Origin of the sequence: Acinetobacter bereziniae (assembly GCF_016576965.1) — a bacterium.
Lineage (GTDB): Bacteria > Pseudomonadota > Gammaproteobacteria > Pseudomonadales > Moraxellaceae > Acinetobacter > Acinetobacter bereziniae.
This window is the reverse complement of record NZ_CP066119.1, coordinates 2,615,360-2,637,857: the sequence shown is the minus strand read 5'-3', so window position 1 is coordinate 2,637,857 and position 22,498 is coordinate 2,615,360. Positions and strand designations below refer to the sequence as shown.

17 protein-coding genes are annotated in these 22,498 nt (G+C 38.2%); 7 read left to right on the top strand and 10 right to left on the bottom strand.

Going from position 1 to position 22,498, the window contains the following annotated elements; all coding sequences use genetic code 11:
- Window positions 1–134: 134 nt before the first annotated feature.
- From I9192_RS12440 to I9192_RS12430, 3 genes are all read left to right on the top strand, one after another.
- The gene (locus I9192_RS12440; protein ID WP_005031987.1) at window positions 135–3,074 is read left to right on the top strand and encodes an insulinase family protein; all 2,940 of its coding nucleotides are present in this window, start codon (window positions 135–137) and stop codon (window positions 3,072–3,074) included.
- 297 nt (window positions 3,075–3,371) lie between these two features.
- The gene (locus I9192_RS12435; protein ID WP_200149842.1) at window positions 3,372–4,520 is read left to right on the top strand and encodes a phospholipase A; all 1,149 of its coding nucleotides are present in this window, start codon (window positions 3,372–3,374) and stop codon (window positions 4,518–4,520) included.
- Window positions 4,521–4,717: 197 nt separating this feature from the next.
- Entirely contained in the window at window positions 4,718–5,200 is a 483-nt protein-coding gene (locus tag I9192_RS12430) for a MarR family winged helix-turn-helix transcriptional regulator (RefSeq protein ID WP_005031980.1), read from the top strand.
- A 100-nt stretch (window positions 5,201–5,300) separates the two neighbouring features.
- On the opposite strand, the gene I9192_RS12425 is transcribed toward I9192_RS12430, so the two are convergent.
- The 6 genes from I9192_RS12425 to I9192_RS12400 all read right to left on the bottom strand — a co-directional run bounded on the left by I9192_RS12425 (window position 5,301) and on the right by I9192_RS12400 (window position 13,248).
- Window positions 5,301–7,175: an ABC transporter ATP-binding protein gene (locus tag I9192_RS12425; protein WP_200150423.1), complete on the bottom strand. Its 1,875-nt coding sequence runs from the start codon at window positions 7,173–7,175 to the stop codon at window positions 5,301–5,303.
- Window positions 7,176–7,459: 284 nt separating this feature from the next.
- Window positions 7,460–8,602 (bottom strand): alpha-hydroxy acid oxidase, encoded by a 1,143-nt coding sequence (locus I9192_RS12420; protein WP_005031976.1) that lies wholly within the window; start codon window positions 8,600–8,602, stop codon window positions 7,460–7,462.
- Between the two features lie 297 nt (window positions 8,603–8,899).
- Window positions 8,900–9,187 (bottom strand): hypothetical protein, encoded by a 288-nt coding sequence (locus I9192_RS12415; protein ID WP_005031974.1) that lies wholly within the window; start codon window positions 9,185–9,187, stop codon window positions 8,900–8,902.
- Window positions 9,184–10,746 carry a PepSY-associated TM helix domain-containing protein gene (locus tag I9192_RS12410; protein WP_005031971.1) on the bottom strand — a complete coding sequence of 521 codons (1,563 nt, stop codon included), beginning with the start codon at window positions 10,744–10,746 and terminating at the stop codon, window positions 9,184–9,186. Before I9192_RS12410 ends, I9192_RS12415 begins: the two co-directional genes overlap by 4 nt.
- A 3-nt stretch (window positions 10,747–10,749) precedes the next feature.
- On the bottom strand, window positions 10,750–11,028 hold the full coding sequence (locus tag I9192_RS12405; protein ID WP_005031969.1) for a hypothetical protein: 279 nt from the start codon (window positions 11,026–11,028) through the stop codon (window positions 10,750–10,752).
- 60 nt (window positions 11,029–11,088) lie between these two features.
- A complete protein-coding gene (locus tag I9192_RS12400; protein ID WP_005031966.1) occupies window positions 11,089–13,248 on the bottom strand; it encodes a TonB-dependent siderophore receptor in 2,160 nt (719 codons plus the stop codon).
- 249 nt (window positions 13,249–13,497) lie between these two features.
- Here I9192_RS12400 and lpxB point away from each other — a divergent pair, with 249 nt between their 5' ends.
- Window positions 13,498–14,673 (top strand): lipid-A-disaccharide synthase, encoded by a 1,176-nt coding sequence (lpxB, locus tag I9192_RS12395; RefSeq protein WP_005031963.1) that lies wholly within the window; start codon window positions 13,498–13,500, stop codon window positions 14,671–14,673.
- 199 nt (window positions 14,674–14,872) lie between these two features.
- On the opposite strand, the gene I9192_RS12390 is transcribed toward lpxB, so the two are convergent.
- A complete protein-coding gene (locus I9192_RS12390; protein ID WP_005031961.1) occupies window positions 14,873–15,745 on the bottom strand; it encodes a DUF2797 domain-containing protein in 873 nt (290 codons plus the stop codon).
- 32 nt (window positions 15,746–15,777) lie between these two features.
- Here I9192_RS12390 and I9192_RS12385 point away from each other — a divergent pair, with 32 nt between their 5' ends.
- Both I9192_RS12385 and I9192_RS12380 read left to right on the top strand, forming a co-directional pair.
- On the top strand, window positions 15,778–16,248 hold the full coding sequence (locus tag I9192_RS12385; protein WP_004830460.1) for a DUF6231 family protein: 471 nt from the start codon (window positions 15,778–15,780) through the stop codon (window positions 16,246–16,248).
- 125 nt (window positions 16,249–16,373) lie between these two features.
- Window positions 16,374–16,976, top strand: a complete 603-nt coding sequence (locus I9192_RS12380; protein WP_005031959.1) for a YidB family protein — start codon at window positions 16,374–16,376, stop codon at window positions 16,974–16,976.
- Window positions 16,977–17,029: 53 nt separating this feature from the next.
- Here the strand turns inward: I9192_RS12380 and I9192_RS12375 are convergent, their stop codons facing one another.
- The 3 genes from I9192_RS12375 to glnL all read right to left on the bottom strand — a co-directional run bounded on the left by I9192_RS12375 (window position 17,030) and on the right by glnL (window position 20,769).
- The gene (locus I9192_RS12375) at window positions 17,030–17,755 is read right to left on the bottom strand and encodes a hypothetical protein (RefSeq protein WP_005031957.1); all 726 of its coding nucleotides are present in this window, start codon (window positions 17,753–17,755) and stop codon (window positions 17,030–17,032) included.
- A 433-nt stretch (window positions 17,756–18,188) separates the two neighbouring features.
- Entirely contained in the window at window positions 18,189–19,673 is a 1,485-nt protein-coding gene (glnG, locus tag I9192_RS12370; protein WP_004830464.1) for a nitrogen regulation protein NR(I), read from the bottom strand.
- Entirely contained in the window at window positions 19,663–20,769 is a 1,107-nt protein-coding gene (glnL, locus tag I9192_RS12365) for a nitrogen regulation protein NR(II) (protein WP_004830465.1), read from the bottom strand. The genes glnG and glnL overlap by 11 nt, the downstream gene beginning before the upstream one ends.
- A gap of 363 nt (window positions 20,770–21,132) precedes the next feature.
- Here glnL and rimO point away from each other — a divergent pair, with 363 nt between their 5' ends.
- Window positions 21,133–22,476, top strand: coding sequence for a 30S ribosomal protein S12 methylthiotransferase RimO (rimO, locus tag I9192_RS12360; protein WP_005031951.1), 1,344 nt, complete (start codon window positions 21,133–21,135; stop codon window positions 22,474–22,476).
- The last annotated feature ends 22 nt before the right edge of the window (window positions 22,477–22,498 follow it).

Below are 22,498 nucleotides of genomic sequence, written 5' to 3'. Positions count from 1 at the left end.
TTCTTGATATTTCAACGACGAGTCCTGATTAATCCTGATTGATTTACTAAGAATTAGTGTTAGGAATGAATCGCATTTATTTAAGTTTCAGTTATACTTAAACGTATAGATAAACATTTAATATTGGAGATCGCATGACTGTAGATGTCACTGAAACCTTATCTCAAACTGTTCATCCTGCGTTTCAGCTGGTACGTCAACACCATGTAGAAGCTTTAGACATTTTAGTGTCTGAATATAAACATAAAGTGACTGGTGCAATGCACTACCATTTGGCAACCGATCACGACGAAAATGTGTTTCTGGTTGCTTTCCGTACTCAACCGATGGATTCAAAGGGTGAGGCACATATCTTAGAGCATACTGCGTTATGTGGTTCAGAGAAATTCCCTGTACGTGATCCATTTTTTCTGATGATTCGACGTTCTTTAAATACATTTATGAATGCATTTACTGCGGCGGATTGGACAGCGTATCCATTTGCGACACAAAACAAAAAAGACTTCCAAAACCTGTTGGAAGTTTATATGGATGCTGCTTTTGCTGCTAATTTAAATCCTTTGGATTTTGCACAAGAAGGCATTCGTATTGAGCTGGAAGATGGTCAGCCAGTTTATAAGGGTGTGGTATTTAATGAGATGAAAGGTGCAATGAGTTCACCTTCTGATCAACTTTATCACCAGTTGGCACATCATTTATTCCCGAAAACCACTTACCATTATAATTCTGGTGGTGATCCTAAGGATATTCCAGACTTGAGTTATGATGAGTTGGTGACTTTCTATAAATCACATTATCACCCAAGCAATGCAATCTTCATGACTTTTGGTGATCAATCTGCCTATCATTTACAAGAGCAGTTTGAAAAGTTAGCACTTTCTAAGTTTACGAAAGGCGAAACGATCTATTCTAAAGAAGAGCAACGTTTAACGGCACCGATTGAAGTACAAGAAACGTATGCGGTTGATGCAGAAGATTTAAAAGATAAGACATACCATATTTTGTCGTGGTTATTGCCAAAAACCAGTGATGTTAAATTACGTTTAGGTATGCGTTTGGTTGAAGGGATTTTATTAGAAAACTCTGCTTCACCACTACGTCATTATCTTGAGACTTGTGGTTATGCGCAGTCTACCGGTCCAATCATGGGTGTAGATGATTCAAACTATGAGATGACTTTTTATTGTGGTGTACAAGGCTCCAATCCTGAACATGCCGAAGCATTTAGACAAGGTGTGTTGAACATTTTACAAGACGTTGCTTCAAAACCAATTGACAAAGATATGGTTGATGCGATTTTACATCAAATTGAATTGCATCAACGTGAAATCAGTGGTGATGGTACTCCATATGGTTTAACACTGATTTTGAATGGTCTAGGTAGTGCAATTCATCACAATGATCCAATTCATGCATGGGACGTAGATACCGTTATTGCTGAAGTCAAAGAAGAGCTCAAAGATCCAATGTGGTTATCGAACTTAATTCAAGTTCATTTATTGGATAATCCACATCGTGTACAAATGACCCTTGTACCAGATGCAAATAAATCTGCACTGGAAGCACAAGAAGAGAAAGCACGTTTGGCAAAAATTGGTGCAACTTTAACGGATGCTGATAAAGCTGAAATTATTGCACAAACAGAAGCTTTAAAAGTTCGTCAAGAGACTCCCGATGATTTAGATCTATTGCCTAAAGTGGGTTTGGAAGATATTCCAGCTGAGTTGCCAATTGTACAAGGTCAATTGCGTGAGATTATCTGTAATGGTGTTGATACGCCATTGAATTTGTATCATGCAGGGACTAATGGTATTTACTATCAACAAGTGCTGATTCAAATTCCTGATCAAATTGTAAAATCACCTTATTTCAACTTATTGTCCGTTTTAATGGGGGAAGTTGGTGCTGGTGAATATGATTATTTGCAACTTCAACAACTTCAAACTGCGGTGAGTGGCGGTTTAGGCATGGGCGCATCATTGCGTTCTAAAACCGATGATAAAGGTCAAATTAGTGCTTGGTTAACCCTGACCACTAAATCATTGACAGATAGATTTGATGCGATTGGTTTACTCAAGCTTGCTTTTGAGCAATTACGTTTTGATGAGAAAGATCGCATTATCGAACTGTTACAACAACGTAAGACACGTTGGGCTTCACGTTTGTCTGGCTCTGGTCATAGTTATGCAATGCAAATTGCATCGCGTCAGATGAGTGCTCTGGCAAAACGTGATTATGATAATACAGGCTTGGGTGCTTTAAATTGGTTGGGTGATCTGGTTGCTAAAATTGAAAATGATGAAGTGGCTTATGATGAATTCATTGAAGAACTAAAATCAATTCATCGTGGTTTAATGCTTGCACCAAAACAGTTCTTATTGGTGTGTGAAGAACATCATTCAGAACGTCTGGTTGAAGAAGTCCAAATCGTTTGGGATAAATTGAGTGTAGATCAAGCACCAGTATATTTGTCTAAGGTTGAGCAAGATGACAGTCATGCTGATCAAGCTTGGTTGATTCAAGCCAATGTCCAGTTCTGTGCCTCTGCGTATCAAGCGGTGGAAGTTTCACATCCAGATGCTGCACCTTTGATGGTTCTGGCTGGTTATTTACGTAATGGCTTCTTACACAGTGCAATCCGTGAAAAAGGCGGCGCATATGGGGGTGGAGCGAGTTATGATGGCAATGCATGTGCTTTCCGCTTTTATAGTTATCGCGACCCTCGTCTTGCAGAAACGTTCCAAGACTTTGAAGCAAGTTTGGATTGGTTGTTGAACAAGGAGCAGCATGCTTATCAACTTGAAGAAGCAATTCTGGGGTTGGTTTCAAGTATGGATAAACCTGGTTCTCCAGCAGGTGAAGCAATCACGGCATGTTATGCCTTGCTTCATGGACGCACTCCTGCGTTTAGAAAGCAATTACGTGAACGATTATTAAACGTTACTATTGACGATCTTAAGCGTGTAACACAAACTTATTTGGTTGAGCAAAAGCCTGTAAAAGCAGTCGTAGCACCAGTTGCCAAAAAAGAGTTGTTAGAACAATTAGGTTTTGAAATTAAAAAAGTAAATTAACTCAAAAAAGGGTCTGTGGACAATTCGTCTATGTTTGCGACTAGGTGTGTTTTTTAGGCGATTCTAGGCGCGAAATACGAAATTTAGTTATTCTAAATGAGTAGTTCGGAACGAAGAAGCGACAAAAAACATGCTAGTCCCGAAGGGTTGTGGTTAAAATTATCTCAGGCTACGTTATGAAACTTAAAAATAGTCTCGCTATTCTCTTCATTTCATGCCTTACCTGCTCAATTTTAACCTACAACGCAAGCCATTTATGAAATGTCCACAGCCCCTAAATTCTTTCTGGAGAAATCTATGTCGTTCAAAAGTTTTGAACGTACACCAGTGAATCTGAGCATCTTAATGATGCTCAGTTTTGGTTTGGTGACCACTGTTTATGCAGACGATGCGGCTCAAGTGAATCCTGCAAGCACTCAAGCTTGTGTGGCACTAGAATCAAATGCTGATCGTTTAGCCTGTTACGATAAGATATTTAAAACGCCTGCAGTTCCTGCGCAAGTACTGGTTTCAGAACAACGGGCAGCGATGGACATCGAGAAAGCAAAGCCAGAGCCAGTAACGCTTAAAGAAAAAATTGGGCAAACTGCTGAAAATTTATTTGCCATTCATGGTGATAAGATTGACCCAAACACATCGTTATTGGATCGCCGTTGGGAGTTGTCTCAAGACAGTAAGTTGGGCACATGGAATATTCGTGCACATCAACCTGTTTATTTGCTTCCTGCTTTCTGGACCAGCAAGAAAAATGAATTCCCACATAGTCCAAATCCACAGAATACTGTAGATGAAAATCAAAATTTAAAATCAATGGAAGCTAAATTCCAAATTTCCTTAAAAACTAAGGCAGTGGAAAATCTGTTTGGAAATAATGGTGATCTTTGGCTGGGCTATACACAATCTTCGCGTTGGCAGGTTTATAACAGTGAAGAGTCTCGTCCATTTCGTGAAACAAACTATGAGCCTGAAGCAAGCTTGATGTTTAGAACCAATTATAATTTATTAGGTTTAAATGGTCGTTTGCTTGGATTAACCTTAAATCACCAATCTAATGGTCGTTCTGATCCGCTTTCACGTAGTTGGAACCGTATGATTTTAAATCTTGGTTTTGAAAAAGATAATTTTGCCTTAATGGTCCGTCCATGGTATCGCATCGAAGAAGATTTCAAAGACGATAATAATCCAGATATTAAAAACTATATCGGGCGTGGCGATTTAACCGCATTCTACCGTTGGAATGATAATGACTTTTCACTGATGCTGCGCCACTCTTTAAAAGGTGGTGATGATTCACATGGTGCGATGCAATTTGATTGGGCGTTTCCAATCAAAGGTAAACTTCGTGGGCATTTTCAATTGTTTGATGGTTATGGTGAGAGTTTGATTGATTATAATCATCGTGCAACTTATGTCGGCTTAGGTGTTTCTTTGATGAATTGGTACTAGTGATGATTGATGTTTAAATTATCTCTTTGTGTGAAAGAAACGGCGCTAGATTTTAATATTTAAGTCATTTGAGCGGTATTTTTCATCGTACAAATATGATAGAAATGAAAATTTACTTAGCTGTATTAGAGAGGTTATTTATATGGATATCTATCTCTAATGACTAAAAATGATAAAGCAAGTTTGGATCAAGTCTAATGTCAAATGAACAGATTAGCGCACATGATGCTAATTTATATGCCATCAATAACCGTTTAACCTTTAGACTCTTTCAACTCGGCAATACGCTTGATCGGATGAGTAGTAAAGAACTTGGTGTTTCTCCAGTGCATTGGGCTGTACTTGGGGCATTGTCAAGAGAGCAGGTAAGAGAAGGAATGTCTTTTTCTGATTTGACAGAATATCTTGGAGTAAGCCGACAAAATTTAGATGGTGTTCTTAAGCGTTTAGAGCGTGACCAACATGTCATTCGTTTTGCGGATCAAATTGATCGCCGTGCTAAGAAAGTGATGTTAACAGAACAGGGGCACGTATTTTGGAATCAGTTGCAACTGAAAGTATATGAATTTTATCGTCAAGCGATGGATGGTTTTTTATTTGATGATAAAGTCACTTTTGTGCATTTCTTGAATAAATTAAATAAAGGGATGCAGAGTGTAGAGCTTGAAGATCAAGAATAAAGCTGTGAAGTTTAAAAGAGTTTAAACGCTTTCTTCAACAGAAAAGCCACGTCTACAAGATGACGTGGCTTTTCTTTTTATTAGCATTTCATTAATTGTACTAACTCAGGCTTGCTTGTTTCTCTTCATCTTCCTGTTTGATTTTTTGCTCAGGTTCAAGTAAAAAGCCACCAGTCTGTCTTTGCCACAAGTGAGCATAAATCCCATTTTGAGCAATCAACTCTTCATGTGTGCCTTGTTCCGCAATATGACCTTGATCTAAGACAATTAAGCGATCCATCTGTGCAATAGTTGAAAGGCGATGAGCAATTGCAATGACTGTTTTATTTTCCATCAACTCATCAAGGCTGGATTGAATCGCAGCTTCCACCTCAGAGTCCAAGGCGCTGGTAGCTTCATCTAAAATTAAAATCGGTGCATCTTTTAAAAATACACGTGCAATTGCAATACGTTGACGCTGACCACCAGAAAGCTTTACACCACGCTCACCAACATAGGCATCGTAACCTGTACGTCCTCTTAAATCGGAAAGTTGAGGAATAAACTCATCAGCTTTTGCTTTACGTACTGCTTCATACATTTCTTCATCAGTCGCATCTGGGCGACCATATTTAATATTTTCGGCAACTGTACGATGTAATAATGAAGTGTCTTGTGTCACAAGTGCGATATTTTTTCTCAAGCTGTCTTGAGTAACATCTTCAATATTTTGACCATCAATGCTGATTTTGCCATTATTGATGGTGTAGAAATGTAGCAATAACTGAATCAGTGTTGATTTACCTGCCCCAGAGCGACCCACAATACCAATCTTTTCACCTGGTTGAATATTCAAATTAAATTGATCAATCACATTTTTACTGTTGTAGGCAAAAGTGACATCATCAAATCGGATATTGCCTTGGCTTACCACAAGCGGTTTTGCATCCACTTTATCTTGAATGTTAATCGGGCGACCAAGCGTTTGCATACCATCTTGAATTGTCCCTACATTTTCGAACAGGGCAGAAGTTTGCCACATCATAAACTCAGCCATGCTGTTTAATTTAAGAATCATAGCAGTGGTTGCGGCAATCACACCGATGGCAGCTTGACCCTGTAGCCATAACCAAACTGCGGTCCCCAAAACCCCAAAAAATAAAACCGCAGTCAGTAAATTAATGCAAATTTCATATGAAGTACCTAAACGCATTTGTTTAAAGACAGTGCGCATAAATTCTTTCATTGATTCTTTTGCATATTGGCTTTCACGCCCTGCATGTGCAAATAATTTTACAGTTTGGATGTTGGTATAGGCATCGGTCACTCGACCTGTCATCACTGCGCGAGCATCTGCTTGTTCTTTGGAAATACGTCCTAATCTTGGAATAAAATATTTTGCTGCACTGATAAATAGTGCTAACCAAACCAGAAGTGGAATCAGTAAAATTGGAGAAATTGAGCCTAATACAATACTGATGGTAATAAAGTAAATCACGACATAAGTGACCATATCACCCAAGATTACCCAGAACTCACGCACAGCAAGCGCAGTTTGCATGACTTTGGCTGACAAACGCCCTGCAAAATCATTGTGGAAAAAGTCCAAACCGTGACGAAGCAATAGATTATGGAATCTCCAACGTAAACGCATCGGAAAACTGCTGTACAAAATTTGATGTCTGACAATGGATTGCATATTGGCGAAAAAAATATTCGCTAATAAGATAAGTGAGAGTACAACCAAATTTTGCTGGTGATTGGTCAAAAACGCTTCAGGTTTTGATTGTGTCAACCAATCAACGAGATGACCAATTTGTGAAAAAAATAGTGCTTCAAAGCTGGCTGTTGCAGCAGTGAAGAGTATTAAGATCAATAAATAGCGTTTAACACCAGTGGCAGCCTGCCAAACAAAAGCAAAGAATGTCGTAGGTAATGGTTCGTTTAAACCTTTCGATGGATATGGATCTACTAACTTTTCAAACCATTGCAGCAACATAAAATCCTCATGGAAATTTTATAGATTGATTAAATTATAGCGGTGAAGTGATGTCATTGACTGAAATGCTGGAATCAGTTTAAGCAAAATTCAGCAATATTGGGAGAGTAAAAAAGTGAAATTGATTGTATCGTTTTAGTGGGGATTACACCAGTTTTTTATATCGAAAAAAAACGATTTGATTTATTGATCATGTCAATTATATCTTTGATGGATCTGTTTGAATCACTGAAATGGATATTCAATCGTTGAATATCCAATTTGACGTGAGTCGGCGAGGCTTATCTTAAAATGCTTTTATCAATGTCCTGAATATTCACTTTCCCACAGAATGCCATACTTAAATCCAGTTCTTTTTGAATGATTTCCAAGACGCGATATACGCCTTGTTCTCCATAAGCGCCTAAACCATAAATAAATGCTCGACCAATTAAACAGCCTTTAGCACCTAAAGCGATGGCTTTTAAAACATCTTGCCCACTACGGATTCCACTATCAATATAGACTTCTGTTTTGTCTCCGACAGCGAGTACAATTTCCTCAAGAACTGAAATGCTTGATGGAGCACTATCCAATTGTCGACCACCATGATTGGAAACAACAATTGCATCTGCTCCAGCATTTACAGCAGCTATTGCATCGTCCACTTCCATAATGCCTTTGATAATCAGTTTACCGCCCCATTGTTGTTTGACCCATTCGACATCTTTCCAGCTTAACTTCATGTCAAATTGCTCAGTTGTCCATGCAGCTAGAGAACCCGTATTACTAATCCCATCGACATGTCCGACGATGTTACCAAAGCTTCTTCTTGGAGTCTTAAGCATAGCTAAGCACCAAACGGGTTTGGTACACATATTGATAAGATTGCCCAAGGTTAATTTTGGAGGTGCTGATAAACCATTTTTAATGTCTTTATGACGTTGTCCCATGATTTGTAAATCAGCCGTTAACACCAATGCAGAACATTTAGCATTTTTTGCACGTTGAATAAGCTGTTGCATAAAATGTCGATCTTTCATCATGTACAGCTGAAACCAAAAAGGTTGTGTGGTTGCAGCAGCGACATCTTCAATCGAACAAATACTCATGGTTGACATAATATAAGGAACACCAAATTTTTCAGCAGCTTTGGCTGCAAGAATTTCGCCATCGGCATGTTGCATACCAATTAAACCCGTTGGTGCAAGTGCAACTGGCATGGAAACAGATTGTCCTAACATTTCGGTTTTCACGGAACGATTGTCCATGTCCACCAAAACCTTTTGTCGGAACAAGTATTTTTTAAAATCCTCACTATTTTGATGCCATGTCTGTTCTGTCCATGAACCTGAATCACAATAATCAACAAACATTTTAGGAACACGTCGATGATAAATTTCACGCATATCTGCAACGCAGGTGATTTTTTGTAATGTGGTCATGATGATTCCTTGTTGAATTGTGCAATTGCAATTCAAATTGTTATTGGGGAAGAGTGATAAGGATTATTCTAAGACGATTATTTTAACAATAAGTAAAAAATAGATGAAAAGTAAACTAAATGGTTGAATTTTATTCACTGGTTTTGACTCAGCCATGTTTCATATAAACACTGTATTGTTGCTTATTCATACAGTGTTTTATTTGTTAAAGTAAAAATGTAATTCAGTTTTTTTGTCTATCTTGTCATATATTTTTAAAGATAAAGACTCAAGAACTCCTTGGAGGAAAGGGTACTGCTATTTTTTGGTTTTAGGTTTTAAATCATTTATCGACAGAATTAATCCAAACAGTAGCGGTGTGCTGAGCACACATAAAGCAACAAATGAAATGCTATCGCCATACTCTAGGTTATAGAGCAACAAGGCAATGACAATGCAAATGAATGCAGTGAGTTTTACAGATTTAACATGTTTGCTAAGCACAGAAAATCGACTCTTCTGTGTTTTATTAATCTGTTTAGAACTGACAAGGTAAAGTCCATAACTTGCTATTAAAATCAATAATGATGCAAGAGCAAATATCATGAGCTTATTTCCTGAATTTGTTTGTGGGTTAATTTTTTCTGAATTTTTGCCACAGCTTTATTTTGAATTGGTGTAATTTTTTGATGTAAAAATATACCTAAGAACGCAATCATCCAAATCATGACATCTACACGTAGGAATAACCAATAATCATGGATTGAATGAATATAATGGTTTGAAATAAGATAATAGAGATTGAAAATTGGCAATGCTAATGTCATTACAATAATTAGTTTAAGCTGTGTTTTCCACAAATATTGCTGTTTAGAAACTAGAGCAATAATCAAGCTGAATAGCCATAAATAAAAAAAAGTATAGATTTCATAATTAGGACCATCTGCTTTTATACTGACAATTCGGTTGGCATATAAGTAACCTAACGTGGCAATCGGTAAGCCAAGAATCAGTGCTGTGTTTAATCGATTGACCAAGTAGTGTCCAAAGTGAAATTGGTCATTTTTCTTTTGAAGTTGGCGTTTTAGGCTCCATAATAATAAACCAGAGGCAATCATTGCACAGCCCAGCAAGCCAGAAAAGAACAAAGCTAATCGCAAAAGTGGTTGAGCAAAATTTGCCATATGTAAACCATACATGCTCGCATTTAATGTTGCGATGGCACTGTTATTACGCGTGTTGCCTAAGATTGTGCCTGTAGCGCCATTAAAACTCATTTGTGCTTGATTTCGAGTGATGGAATGGTCTTCCAAAGCTGTGACTGTTACTTTGGCTAATTGTGTGTTCGGTTGGTCCACAGCGATATGATCAAAACTGGTTTTTCCCCATTGTTGTTGCGCTTGTTGGAGAAAGTACTGAATTGGTTTCATCTTTTCAGGTATTACAGTTTGGTCTTTCGCTGTTGTTGAAATATTGCGAATCTCATCGAAATATTGAAATGGATTGTCTGGATAAGATTTTTTCATACCCGCAGGAAAGAGCAAGTAGAAAAAGATAGCTAGCCCTGTAAAGGTAATGGTTAAGAAAAAAGGCAATGCAATGACAGAGCTCATATTGTGGAAATCCAAATACGAGCGTTGACCTTTAAAGGCTCTTAAAGTAAAGAATTCAGTGAATATTTTTTTATGCGTAATGATGCCCGAAATTAAGGTAATAAACATAATCAGTGCAGCAAAGGTAACAATTAAACGCCCAATTGCATAGGGAATGCCATATAACTGATAATGGAAACTATAAAAAAAATCGCCGCCTTGTGTTGCAGAAAGACTGAGTTCTTGACCATTATTGGCATCTAAAGTTTTACTTTCGTATCCACCATCTGCTTTTTGCCAATAAATCTTATTGACTGGGCTATTCGGATTGGCGATACCGATATACCAACTTTTAGCATTGGGTGCATTTTTCTGTAGATAATCATAAGCAGATTGCACAGCCGTTTGCTGATTGACTTGCATACTGGCAAATTGTGGTTGCATCCACATATTCACTTCATGCCGATAGTAAGTCACAGTACCGGTTAAAAAAATTGCAAACAGTAACCAACCAAAACTCAGACCAATCCAAGAGTGTAACCATGCCATAGATTGACGAACAGATTTATGCATGAGCTAACCTATGAATTTTGAAAAGAGAAAGAGGGCAATCATGAGTATGAGGCTGATTATCGACAGCTTTTTTAGAGAACGTACACAAAAACTGATAATCACAAAAACAATGTAAAAAAACAGTGCGATAAATGCGGCCAAATAAATAGACTCGGCTTTTGCCAAGTAAGGATAAAATACATCAATCAATGCGACTGATAATAAATAGCTACCTGCATAGCCAATACCGAATGCCAGTATAAAGCGGTATAACACTGATAAGGGGTAAAGAACAGTTTGCATAAAGGGCACTTTTTTACAATTAAAAACGCCTTAATCACTTAGGACTAAGGCGAGTTCCGATTAATATTTAAATTTTACAGCAACACTATAGTTGGCTGGCGCACCATAAAATGCCTGACCATCTGGAAAACTGTATAAATATTTTTTGTCTGTTACATTGTTTGCATTTGCCTGTAGCGATATATGATTGTTTAAATCATAACTGGTCATCAGATTCACTAACGCATATGCATCTTGGGTAATTGTACTATTTACAGAAGAATCATACAGCTTGGTTGCCTCTTGCCATTGCAATGATGCACCCACTTTAAGCTTTGGTAGTGCAGGTACAGTATAGGTGGTCAAAAGATTAATGGTTTGATTTGGATTATAGGTCCGTGCATCACCACCATTTTTTAAATCTTTTAAGCTAAATTGGCTATAACCAAATGCAATATTTAAGTGATCTGTTAATTGCCCAGCCAAACCAACTTCAACACCTTGAGAGCGTAAGTCGCTGGTTTCCACCTTACGATTGAGTGGGTTTCCGTCAGAATTGCGTAGAGGATAATTCGTTTGTTCTGTACGGAACACAGCCAAGGTTCCAGTAAGTTTGTCATCTAGCCATGAACTCTTAATACCCGCCTCATAACTTTCACCCTCAACAGGCTTGAGTGCTTTATTATCCGTTCCTAATCCAGATTGTGGACGGAAAATAGAGGTATAGCTTAAATAACCTGTATATTCTGGAGTGAAGTTATAGGTAATTCCAGCATATGGGGATACTTTGTTTTCATCATATGCCATTGATGAGCCATAACTTTTACCTTCACTCTTAGCTTGAACATAATTTAAACCAAGTAATAGTTTTAAATCATCATTTAAGTGTACGCGTGTCGCTGCATATACTGAATTGAGCTTTTGCGTATAGTTTGCAGCCTCACTAAAAGCTGACCAAGTGACTGATTGAGGTGTCCAGCTTGCCCAGTCTGTAGTGAATTGGCGTAAGTAGCCTAATGAATTATCGTTCCTGATATTGCTATCATTAATTGTGCCTGATGTCTGTTGATCATATTGCTTGTTTTGTAGATAACTATAACCTAGAGTTGCTTCATGCTCACGACCAAATAGTGAATATGAGCCTTGTACATTCAAATCAGCAAAATGACTTTTTAGACTTTCTTTGCCACCCCAAGCAGTAAGAGCGACATCTCCACCATTTTGATCAGGATAACCATAATAATAGAGTAAGTTACTGTTATGATCGGTTTGGGTATAATTATAACTAAGCTTGGCTGTCCATTTTTCATTAATCTTTTGCTTTAACTCTGCAAAAGCATTTTGTGTTTTGTTGTCCCAATATGCCCAATCTGGATTAGGGTTATAATCACGATTATAGGAAAGTTGCTTTCCATCTGCACCTAGAAGTGGCAAAGCACCCCAGTTATTTGCATTTGGTTTATTTTGTTGTTGACTATAACCTACGGTAAGTAGGGTGGAATCTGTCAGGTCTGCATCAATGATGCCTGAAAAGCCATTCTTCTCTGATGAATAACGATCGAGATAAGAATCCCCAGTTTGCTCGTAGCCCATCAAGCGACCACGAATGCTACCATCTTTATTCAACGCACCAGAAACATCTGCCTCATAACGTTGAGTATTCCAAGAACCATAACTAATACCCGCATTGGCTTGAAACTCTTGCGTTGGTCGTTTACGAATATAATCAATAGTTGCACTTGGATCACCGAAGGCATTGGTCAGTGCATCTGCACCTTTAATCACATCAATTCGATCATAAAAATAAGTGTCTGGATTGGTGTTGTTATAATTATAACTACTTGAAGGGAATCCAACCCCATCCGTTAATAGATTTGAGATTTCAAAACCACGAGCAGTATAGGTTGAGCGCTCAGTTTCTTGATTGCTGACAGTGATTCCAGGCGTATTACTCAAGGCATCTCTGGTACTATTCATTGCAAAATCATTCATTTGCTGCCGTGTAACGACATTGACTGTTTGCGGAGTTTCTTTAACAGGGATATTCAGCTTGGCAGCGCTGGTTGATTTTTTAACGATATACGATTTGCTTTGCTCGGAGCTTAATTCCGTTTGTTCAGCTGTCGCTTGAACGGAAATCGTGGGTAAGTTTTGTAAATCATCAGCAAAACTTTGTTGCGCAGTGAATACGGCTAAACTCATGAGCGAGAGTTTAAAGCGGGTTGGGAGAGAGTTGATCATTGTGGTCTTAAATGATAATAATTATCGCTTAGTTTATTGTTTGTCTATCTGTGAGACAATAGTCGGCTAATTGAAAATATAAATAGAAAATAGATTAATGATAGAAAACTGAGTGAATTGTCATCCAATATCATTGTTATAAGCCGTTCAAATTCATGTAAGGCTTTATCCTGATTGTATAAAGGCATTGCGGTGAAACTAATTTGACTATGCTATGATGCATGTATACTGCAAAATGGGAAGAATATCTTGCAAAATCGGAAGCTTAAAATTGGAATTGTGGTCGGTGAAGTGTCAGGAGATACTTTAGGGGCTAAACTTATTCGTAGTTTTCGTGAACAGGGTATAGATGCTGAGTTTGAGGGGATTGGTGGACCTCAAATGATCGCGGAAGGATTCAACAGTTTTTATCCAATGGATATTTTATCTGTAATGGGGATTGTGGAAGTCCTTAAAGATTTAAAAAAGCTGTTTGCGGTACGTGATGGTTTGGTTGAAAAATGGTCAGTCAATCCAGTCGATATTTTTATTGGTATTGATGCTCCAGATTTTAATCTACGTTTGTCGAAGAGTTTAAAACAAAAAAATCTGCCAATTAAAACGGTTCAATATGTCAGCCCATCCGTTTGGGCGTGGCGACAAGGACGGGTACATGGGATTAAAGCCTGCATCGATCTCGTGCTTTGTTTATTTCCTTTTGAAAAAAGCTTCTATCAAAAATTTGCAGTTCCAGCTGCTTTTGTGGGTCATCCGCTTGCTAGTCAGCTGCCTTTACAAAATCCAATCTTGGATGCCAAACAAGAGCTGGGTTTGGATCTCAGTCAAAAGCACATTGCGTTATTGCCCGGAAGTCGCCGTGGTGAAATTGAACGACTTGGACCTTTGGTTTTAGATGCTGCAAATATTATTCATCATAAATACCCTGAATATCAGTTTGTTATTCCTGCAATTAATGATCAGCGCAAACAACAAATTGAAGCATTATTAAAGCATTATCCAAGTGATTTGATCGCAAAAATTCACTTGTTGGAAAATACCGATAAAGAGTCAAAAATTGGTCGTCAGGTTATGAATGCTGCAAATATTGTCGCCTTGGCTTCAGGTACAGCAACTTTGGAAGCTTTATTGTTGCATCGACCAATGGTCACTTTTTATAAACTCAATTGGCTGACTTATGTGATTGCCAAATTACTGGTCAAAATTCCTTATTATTCTTTACCGAATATTATTGCGGGAAAGAAAGCAATTCAAGAGTTGATTCAAAAAGATGCTACGCCTGAAAAATTAGCACATGAGATAGAAAAGTTGATGGATATTGAAACTGCTCAAATTCAGGTGATGCAGTTGATTACAATGCATAAGCAGCTTTTGGCAGGAAATAGTGAAGATCCAGTACAAGCAATTTTAGCACTGTTAAAATCATGACTATAAAGTTAATCGTTTGATTAAATGATTGAATTAATTTATTTAATTCTAGCAATATTGAGTTATAGACTTTTGATATTGGTTGTTTGCAAGTTTTCAGGAAGCCTATTGGTTTGGCAAGAAATTTAATAAAAAACTCCTCCTAGATTTAAATCAGAGAGGAGTTTTATAAATATTAAATTCGACACAAAATGGATGATTACTCTGCCCGAACTTTTAGTTCATAGCCTGTATATTTACGGATATTAATCACACCCGTATCCATAATTAAATATTGACCTTTAATCCCTTGTAATTTGCCACGAATAATTGGTGTTTTATCTAGATTGTGAGATTTAATCTTTTCAGGATAAATATCAACAGGGTAGACAAATTCACGCGGTAATTCTTCTTCAAGCAATTCAACTGTCTCGTTAAACTCAAGGTGTTGTGCAAATTCATCTCGAATGGTTTGAATTTTAGGTGCAAATTCTTGTACCAACTCATTACGTATTTCAATCAGATTAATCGGTTCAGCTTCGCCTTTTAACAACTTGCGCCAATCTGTTTTATCAGCAACCTGTGAACCAAACATCACTTCAAGTTGTCCAGATAAACGGCGTGAACCCACTTTCATAATTGGTAAAGCTTGAGTTGCGCCTTGATCTAACCAACGTGTAGGCATTTGACCTAAGCGGGTAATTCCTACTTTTAATGCACTTGAATTCGCTAGATATACAATATGCGGTTGGAAGCACACTTCATGCGCAAAATCATCTTCTCGACAGGTGCCCAAATGATAATGGCAAGTTTCAGGCTTCATAATGCACATATCACAAGATGCTTTGGTTTTCATACATTTAAAGCAGTGACCTTGTGAATAAGACTTAGGCGTTTTCGCACCACAAGAAACACAGTATATATTTCCAGTTGCTTCAATCTCAATTTCTTGTCCCAAGCTAAATGGAAGCTCGATTTCTGAGCGATCTAATATAAATTTATATTCAACATTTGCCTTATGTGTTTGCTGATCAGTTAAACTAAGGTCTTTAAGACCTGCATGCATTTTATGACAAATGCCTTGTAGTTCCATGTTTAATTACTCGCTTCAAAAAAGGTGCAGTTATGGCTGAGCAAAATGTCATCACTTCAATGCTAGACGATTTATCGCAAGAACAGCCAATTCAAACTGCATTGTGTATTGGGCAAAATTTGGCGCAATACTCTACAAATTATTCAATTCAGTGGTCCTATTTTAACGTATCTGAGTTTTTAAATCTGCCTTTTACCCAGCGATATGATTTAGGATTTGTTGTTTTAGATACAGAAGATATGCTAGGTGTTTCAGATTTGCATAAATCGCAACTGTTGGTGAAGTTGCGTGATCTTTTGGCAAGACGAATCGTGGTGGCTTGCAGGCTCAATGATGAGCATTTGCTTAGATCACTGGGCTTTACTCAATTGATTGACAAGACCTCACATGAAAATGATTTTGCACTATGGCAATTTAATATTTTAACCTACAAACATGTACCAGACTGGTTTAATTCTAAGTTTTGGGCAAACCCTGAAAACTGGAATAAGTTTCGTTGGTAATGTCTGTGTGTGTGGGGTAAAAATTACATTAAGACATTGCAAAAATTAACAATTCCAATTTTGGTGAATATATTAAAGCCAAGTATGCTGTAGTCGTGTCATAAAACTTAAAAAAGGAAAACTTCATGACAGATTTAACAAATATTGTTGAAATTTTAGCAAAACAAGCACTTGGCGGACAACAACAATCACAAGGCGGGCTTGGTGGCGGATTAGGCGGTGTATTGGGTTCAGTGCTTGGTGGTTTAGGTGGTCAACAACAGTCACAAGGCAGTGGACTGGGTGGGGTATTGGGTTCAGTCCTCGGAGGCTTAACAGGTGGTCAACAACAACAAGCACCTAAGGCAAGTGGTTTTAATGCTTCTTCTTTATTGATTGCAGTGGTTCCGCTAGTTTTAGGGTGGATTCAGCAAAATGGTGGGTTGCAAGGGGCTTTGGCTAAACTGCAAGGTGCAGGTTTGGGCGGACAAGTTCAAAGTTGGGTTGATCCATCACAAGGCAATAGTGGAATAAATGTAGATCAAATTCAAAGTTTGTTTGGTGGTCAACAAGTTGAACAAGTTGCTCAACAGGCTAATGTTCCGACCAATGAAGTGTATGGTGCAATTTCAACAGTGCTACCGCAAATCATTGATTCACTTACACCACAAGGTGATGCTACGGATCATAATGAAGCCAATGGCGATATTCAGAATGTATTGAACCTAGTCTCAGGTTTTATGAAATAAGCTGTATTTTTACCGAAAAAAGCCAGTTAAAGCATTTTTAACTGGCTTTTTGTTTATTTGGATTCAGGTTCTGGATCGTCACCAATAGCTTCACTGCTTTTCACTTCACCATTGGCTTTTCTTTTAATATATTTAATTTGCCCATAACCTTCAGCATACCATTCATCTAGCGTGCTATCGCCAATTTGCGAGACAAAATGACATGCATTGTTGAATTTTAAAGTATTGTTGTTATTGTCAATTAAGCTGAGATTTTCAAAACCAACAAATTCAATATCAACAGTTTTATTATTTTCAGACTTGTCTGTATTGTCTAGTTGAGATTCAATAACAGCATTATAAGTCATCTGAAATTTTTGATGAGGCTTAAGGTTAGATGGAAAGGTTGGAAGAGGAGCTTGATAGGTGGTTTTGACCAATACGTCATTGGGATTTGAACCCAGTGCGGCAATACCATAATCTAAATTCGCCAACATGGTACGACCCGTGAGATCGTAGATATAATCTGTACGAACACCAGCACCTTGTCTCACAATTGCAATTGCATTCTGACTGTTAAATGTCGTCGGAACAATTTGAATCTCAGTTTCATCACTGTTGTTTAAAGTGAACTGTTTATTGGCTTCTAACTTAAAGCAATCATCTGAATTTGCAGCTTTCAGCGGTTTTTCTTCTGCTACTTTTTCTGCCTGATGCTCTACATTGTCATGCGGTTTGTTTTTAGAGCACGCAACAGTCAAGATTGAAAGTAAGCCGATAACAACAACAGTTTTGTTCATTTTTATCCTAGCGATAAAGTTTAATTTCACGTGGCTATTCTTAACGATAGGCACATAAAAAACAACCATATTCTTAGCAAATATGGTTGGAGTAAACTTTATATTTATGAGTGATTTATTATTCACTGATGTTACGCACTTGATTTAAATTAAGTAGGTAAAAAAGAAAAAGCTAAATTTACACGACGGAGTCTTACATCCAAAGTTTAAATTTATGGAATAGCCTTCGGCTCAAGGTACTTTTGTTTTGTCAAAAGTACCCAAAACCATTGTCATCCGCAGAACTCGTTCACTATCGTCACAATATTCAAAGTTTCGCAGAAACTTTACTTATTAGAAGGAGTCCTGCCTCAAGCAATTGCGGATGACGTTTCCGCGTATCCACATTCTTCTAGCTCCAAAATTTAATTTTAGAGTTACTGTGTAACATCAGTTATTCAGCTAATACAGTTTTATCCTCCTCTTCATCATCTTCAGTGGAGTCCATGCCTAATTCTTTGAGTTTACGGGTTAAAGTATTGCGTCCCCAACCCAATAACTCAGCAGCATGTCGTTTGCGTCCACGTGTTTGTTGTAGTGCTGCATTAATCAAGGTCCGTTCGAACATTGGCGTGGCAATGTCTAAGATTTTCATCTCGCCATTTTTGAGTTTTTGAATCGCCCATTGACCTAAAAGTTCATCCCAATGGTGTAGTGCAATACGATCAACGCCTGCTTGAATTTGTCCTTGATCGTCGGTTTTGCTGATTGGAATCTGTTTTAGCTCAGAAGGTAAGTCTTCTGGGTAAACTTCACGACCCGTAATCATTACAGTTAACCATCGGCAGGTATTTTCCAATTGGCGCACGTTACCTGGCCAAGGAAGTTTCTGGATGTATTCTTGTGTTTCTGGGCGTAAAATTTTAGGACTTACGCCCAGTTCTTTACCAGCACGTGCCAAGAAGTGCTGTGCCAGCATTGGAATATCTTCAGAACGATGTGCCAGTTTAGGAATATGAATGCGAATCACATTTAAACGATGGTATAAGTCTTCGCGGAAACGACCATCATGTACAAGTTTTTCTAAGTCTTGATGTGTGGCAGCAACAATACGTACATCTACACGTACAGGAATATGTCCTCCAACACGATAGAATTCACCATCAGCTAAAACACGTAGCAAACGGGTTTGTGTTTCAAAAGGCATATCGCCAATTTCATCTAAAAAGAGCGTACCGCCATTGGCTTGCTCGAAGCGTCCTTGACGCTGTGTGTTGGCACCTGTAAATGCACCTTTCTCATGTCCAAATAATTCAGTTTCAATCAAATCTTTTGGAATTGCAGCCATGTTTAAAGCAATAAAAGGTTTGCTGCTTCTTGGTGAATGGCGATGTAAAGCATGAGCAACTAATTCTTTCCCTGTTCCAGACTCACCATTGATTAATACGGTGATATGAGATTGTGAGAGTCGTCCAATTGCACGGAAAACCTCTTGCATGGCAGGAGATTCACCAATGATTTCAGTAGACTGAATCGGGGTTGCTTTTGCTGATTCTTGTTGTTGTAATTTATTGATGTGTAGGATGGCACGATTGACCAGTGCAAGCGCTTCATCAATATCAAAAGGTTTTGGTAAATACTCAAAAGCACCTGTTTGATAGCTCGATACTGCAGATTCTAAGTCTGAGTGGGCTGTCATGATAATCACAGGAAGATCTGGATAACTTCCTTTGACTTTGCCTAAGAAGGTGAGACCATCAATACCTGGCATTCGAATATCTGTCAGAATGACATCTGGCGCATCAGTTGGCAGTTGATCTAAAGCAGATTGTGCTTCTTCAAAACTGGTCACATCAAAACCTTCTTCTTTGAATGTTTTTTCCAAGACCCAACGCATAGCTCGGTCGTCATCGATCACCCAAATTTTATTATGCGACATGGTTAGACTCCCAAGGTAAATATAGGCTAAATACTGTTTTTCCCGGAACAGATTGGCATTCAATCATTCCGTTATGTTGATGCATGATGTTTTGTGCAATGCTTAAACCGAGTCCAGTCCCTTTGGCTCGACCGGTGACAAGTGGATAAAAGACGGATTCTAAAATTTCCTCAGGTACACCAGGACCGTTATCTTCGATATCAATACGAATAGCTGATTTATTTAGTACGCCATTAATGGTGACAAGGCGTTGGATGCGTGTACGCAATATTAATTCGGGTTGATGATCAATGAAGAATTCTCGATTTTCTGTCATCGCTTGAACCGCATTGACACTAATATTCAACATGACTTGAATCAATTGATCTCGATCTGCTTTTACATCAGGTAAAGAAAGATCGTAGTCACGCGTAATTTTAATTTTTTTCTTGGTTTGATTCACGATCAGTGAACGAACGCGTTCCAATGGTTCGTGAACATTGACCGCTTCATAACTTGGAAGTTGGCGTGAGCCGAGCATGGTGTCTGCTAAGTTTCTTAAGCGGTCAACTTCACTGATAATAATATCTGTGAATTCTGCATATTGAGGATCGTTTAAACTTCGTGCTAAAAGCTGAGTTGCACCCCGAATACCGCCCAATGGATTTTTAATCTCATGTGCAACGCCACGTATGAGTTGTCGTGCGACTTGGTGTTGCTGAATAAGATTCTCTTCTTTTGAAATTTTCAACATCCGATCAATTGGATTCAATTCTATTAACAATAATGGGTGATAGGGTTTGCCAGTATTCAGTTGAGATACCGAGTAATCAACATGCATGTCTTTAAAATTGACATTGATAATCGCTTCACGGCGTGTATAGGCTTGACCTGTTTTAATGGTGTTGTTGAGTGCATCCAAAGTATTAAAGCTATCGTTTGGTGCATGCAAGATATTGATTACAGGCTGACCAGCGGCGCGAAACAAACTAATATCAAACAGGGCTTCGCAAGATGAATTGAGATAAAAAATATTTAGATTACAATCGACCAAAAGGATTGCTGTGGTTAAATTATCCACAAGCAGTCGATAGTCAATGGTTGGGTATTGATCCATTAGCAGAGCTTTCCTGTCTTAAAATAGCGCAATGGCATCTGCACCTCTATTCTATTTATCCCAATCAAGGGTATTGAATTGATATAAATCGTGCTCATATAAAGCAAGATGCGCGCCAACTTTTATTTGTTGCGCAGTTTTCTTACATGAATAATAAAAATTGCGCATTTAACGACCTTTATTCTCTGTACATCAGTCATCATGATATTAAGCTATCATGATAGTGTTCCAAAATGGTGCAATGTTGGAATTTTATTATTTGATTGGATGTATTTTGGTGCATTATACAAAGAGTCGTGTTTCCACCTGTTTTTATCTCTGGAAAAGTCATACAATACGCGGATTATAGTGGAGCGCAGATTCATGAAGTCCCCCAAAGTCGGTTTTGTATCTTTAGGTTGTCCTAAGGCATTGGTAGATTCTGAACGAATTTTAACTCAGTTGAAAACTGAAGGTTATGATGTTGCATCAGATTATGATGGTGCTGATTTAGTTGTTGTGAATACCTGTGGTTTTATTGAATCTGCAGTACAAGAGTCTTTAGACGCTATTGGCGAAGCCATGAGCGCAAATGGTCGTGTAATTGTTACTGGCTGTTTAGGTAAAGACGAAGACAAGATTCGCCAAATGCACCCTAATGTACTCAAAGTTACAGGTGCTGCTGCATATCAGGAAGTGATGGAAGCTGTACACCAGTATGTTCCAGAGCCACCTAAGCACAATCCTTTTATTGACCTTGTCCCAGAGCAAGGAATTCGTTTGACCCCAAAACATTATGCCTACTTAAAAATATCAGAAGGATGTAACCATCGTTGCACGTTCTGTATTATTCCAAGTATGCGTGGTGACCTTGTATCACGTCCTGTGGGCTCAGTGTTGAGTGAAGCACAAGCATTGAAAAAAGCAGGGGTAAAAGAAGTCTTGGTGATTTCACAGGATACTTCTGCTTATGGTGTTGATACTAAATATAAGCTTGATTTTTGGAATGGTCAGCCTGTTAAAACCAAGTTCTATGACATGTGCGAAGCATTAGGTCAGTTAGGAATTTGGGTGCGTTTACATTATGTCTATCCATATCCGCATGTTGATGCGGTGATTGACTTGATGGCGCAAGGCAAAATCCTGCCATATCTAGATATTCCTTTTCAACATGCCAGTCCGCGCATCTTAAAATTGATGAAGCGACCAGCCCATAGTGAAAATACATTAGAGCGTCTAAAATTATGGCGTGAAAAATGTCCTGAACTGGTGATTCGCTCTACATTTGTAGTCGGTTTCCCAGGTGAAACTGAAGAAGATTTCCAAATTTTACTGGATTGGTTGCAAGAAGCTCAGCTTGATCGTGTTGGTTGCTTTACTTACTCGCCTGTAGAGGGTGCGACTGCCAACGATTTGCCAGATCACGTTCCAGAAGAAATTAAGCAAGAGCGCTATGAACGCTTTATGGAAGTTCAGCAAGCGATTTCTGCTGCCAAATTACAAAAACGTATTGGTCAAACCATGACAGTTTTAGTGGATGATCTTGAAGAAGAGTTCCCTGTGGCTGTTGCACGTTCTTATGCGGATGCACCTGAAATTGATGGTAACGTATTTGTTGAAGATATCGATAAATCATTGATTAAAGCAGGTGACTTACTTGAAGTCGAAATCACAGATGCAGATGAATACGATTTATTTGCAAAGTTGATTAAAATTAAATCGGCATAAAAGTAATTGATTTCAAATTGAT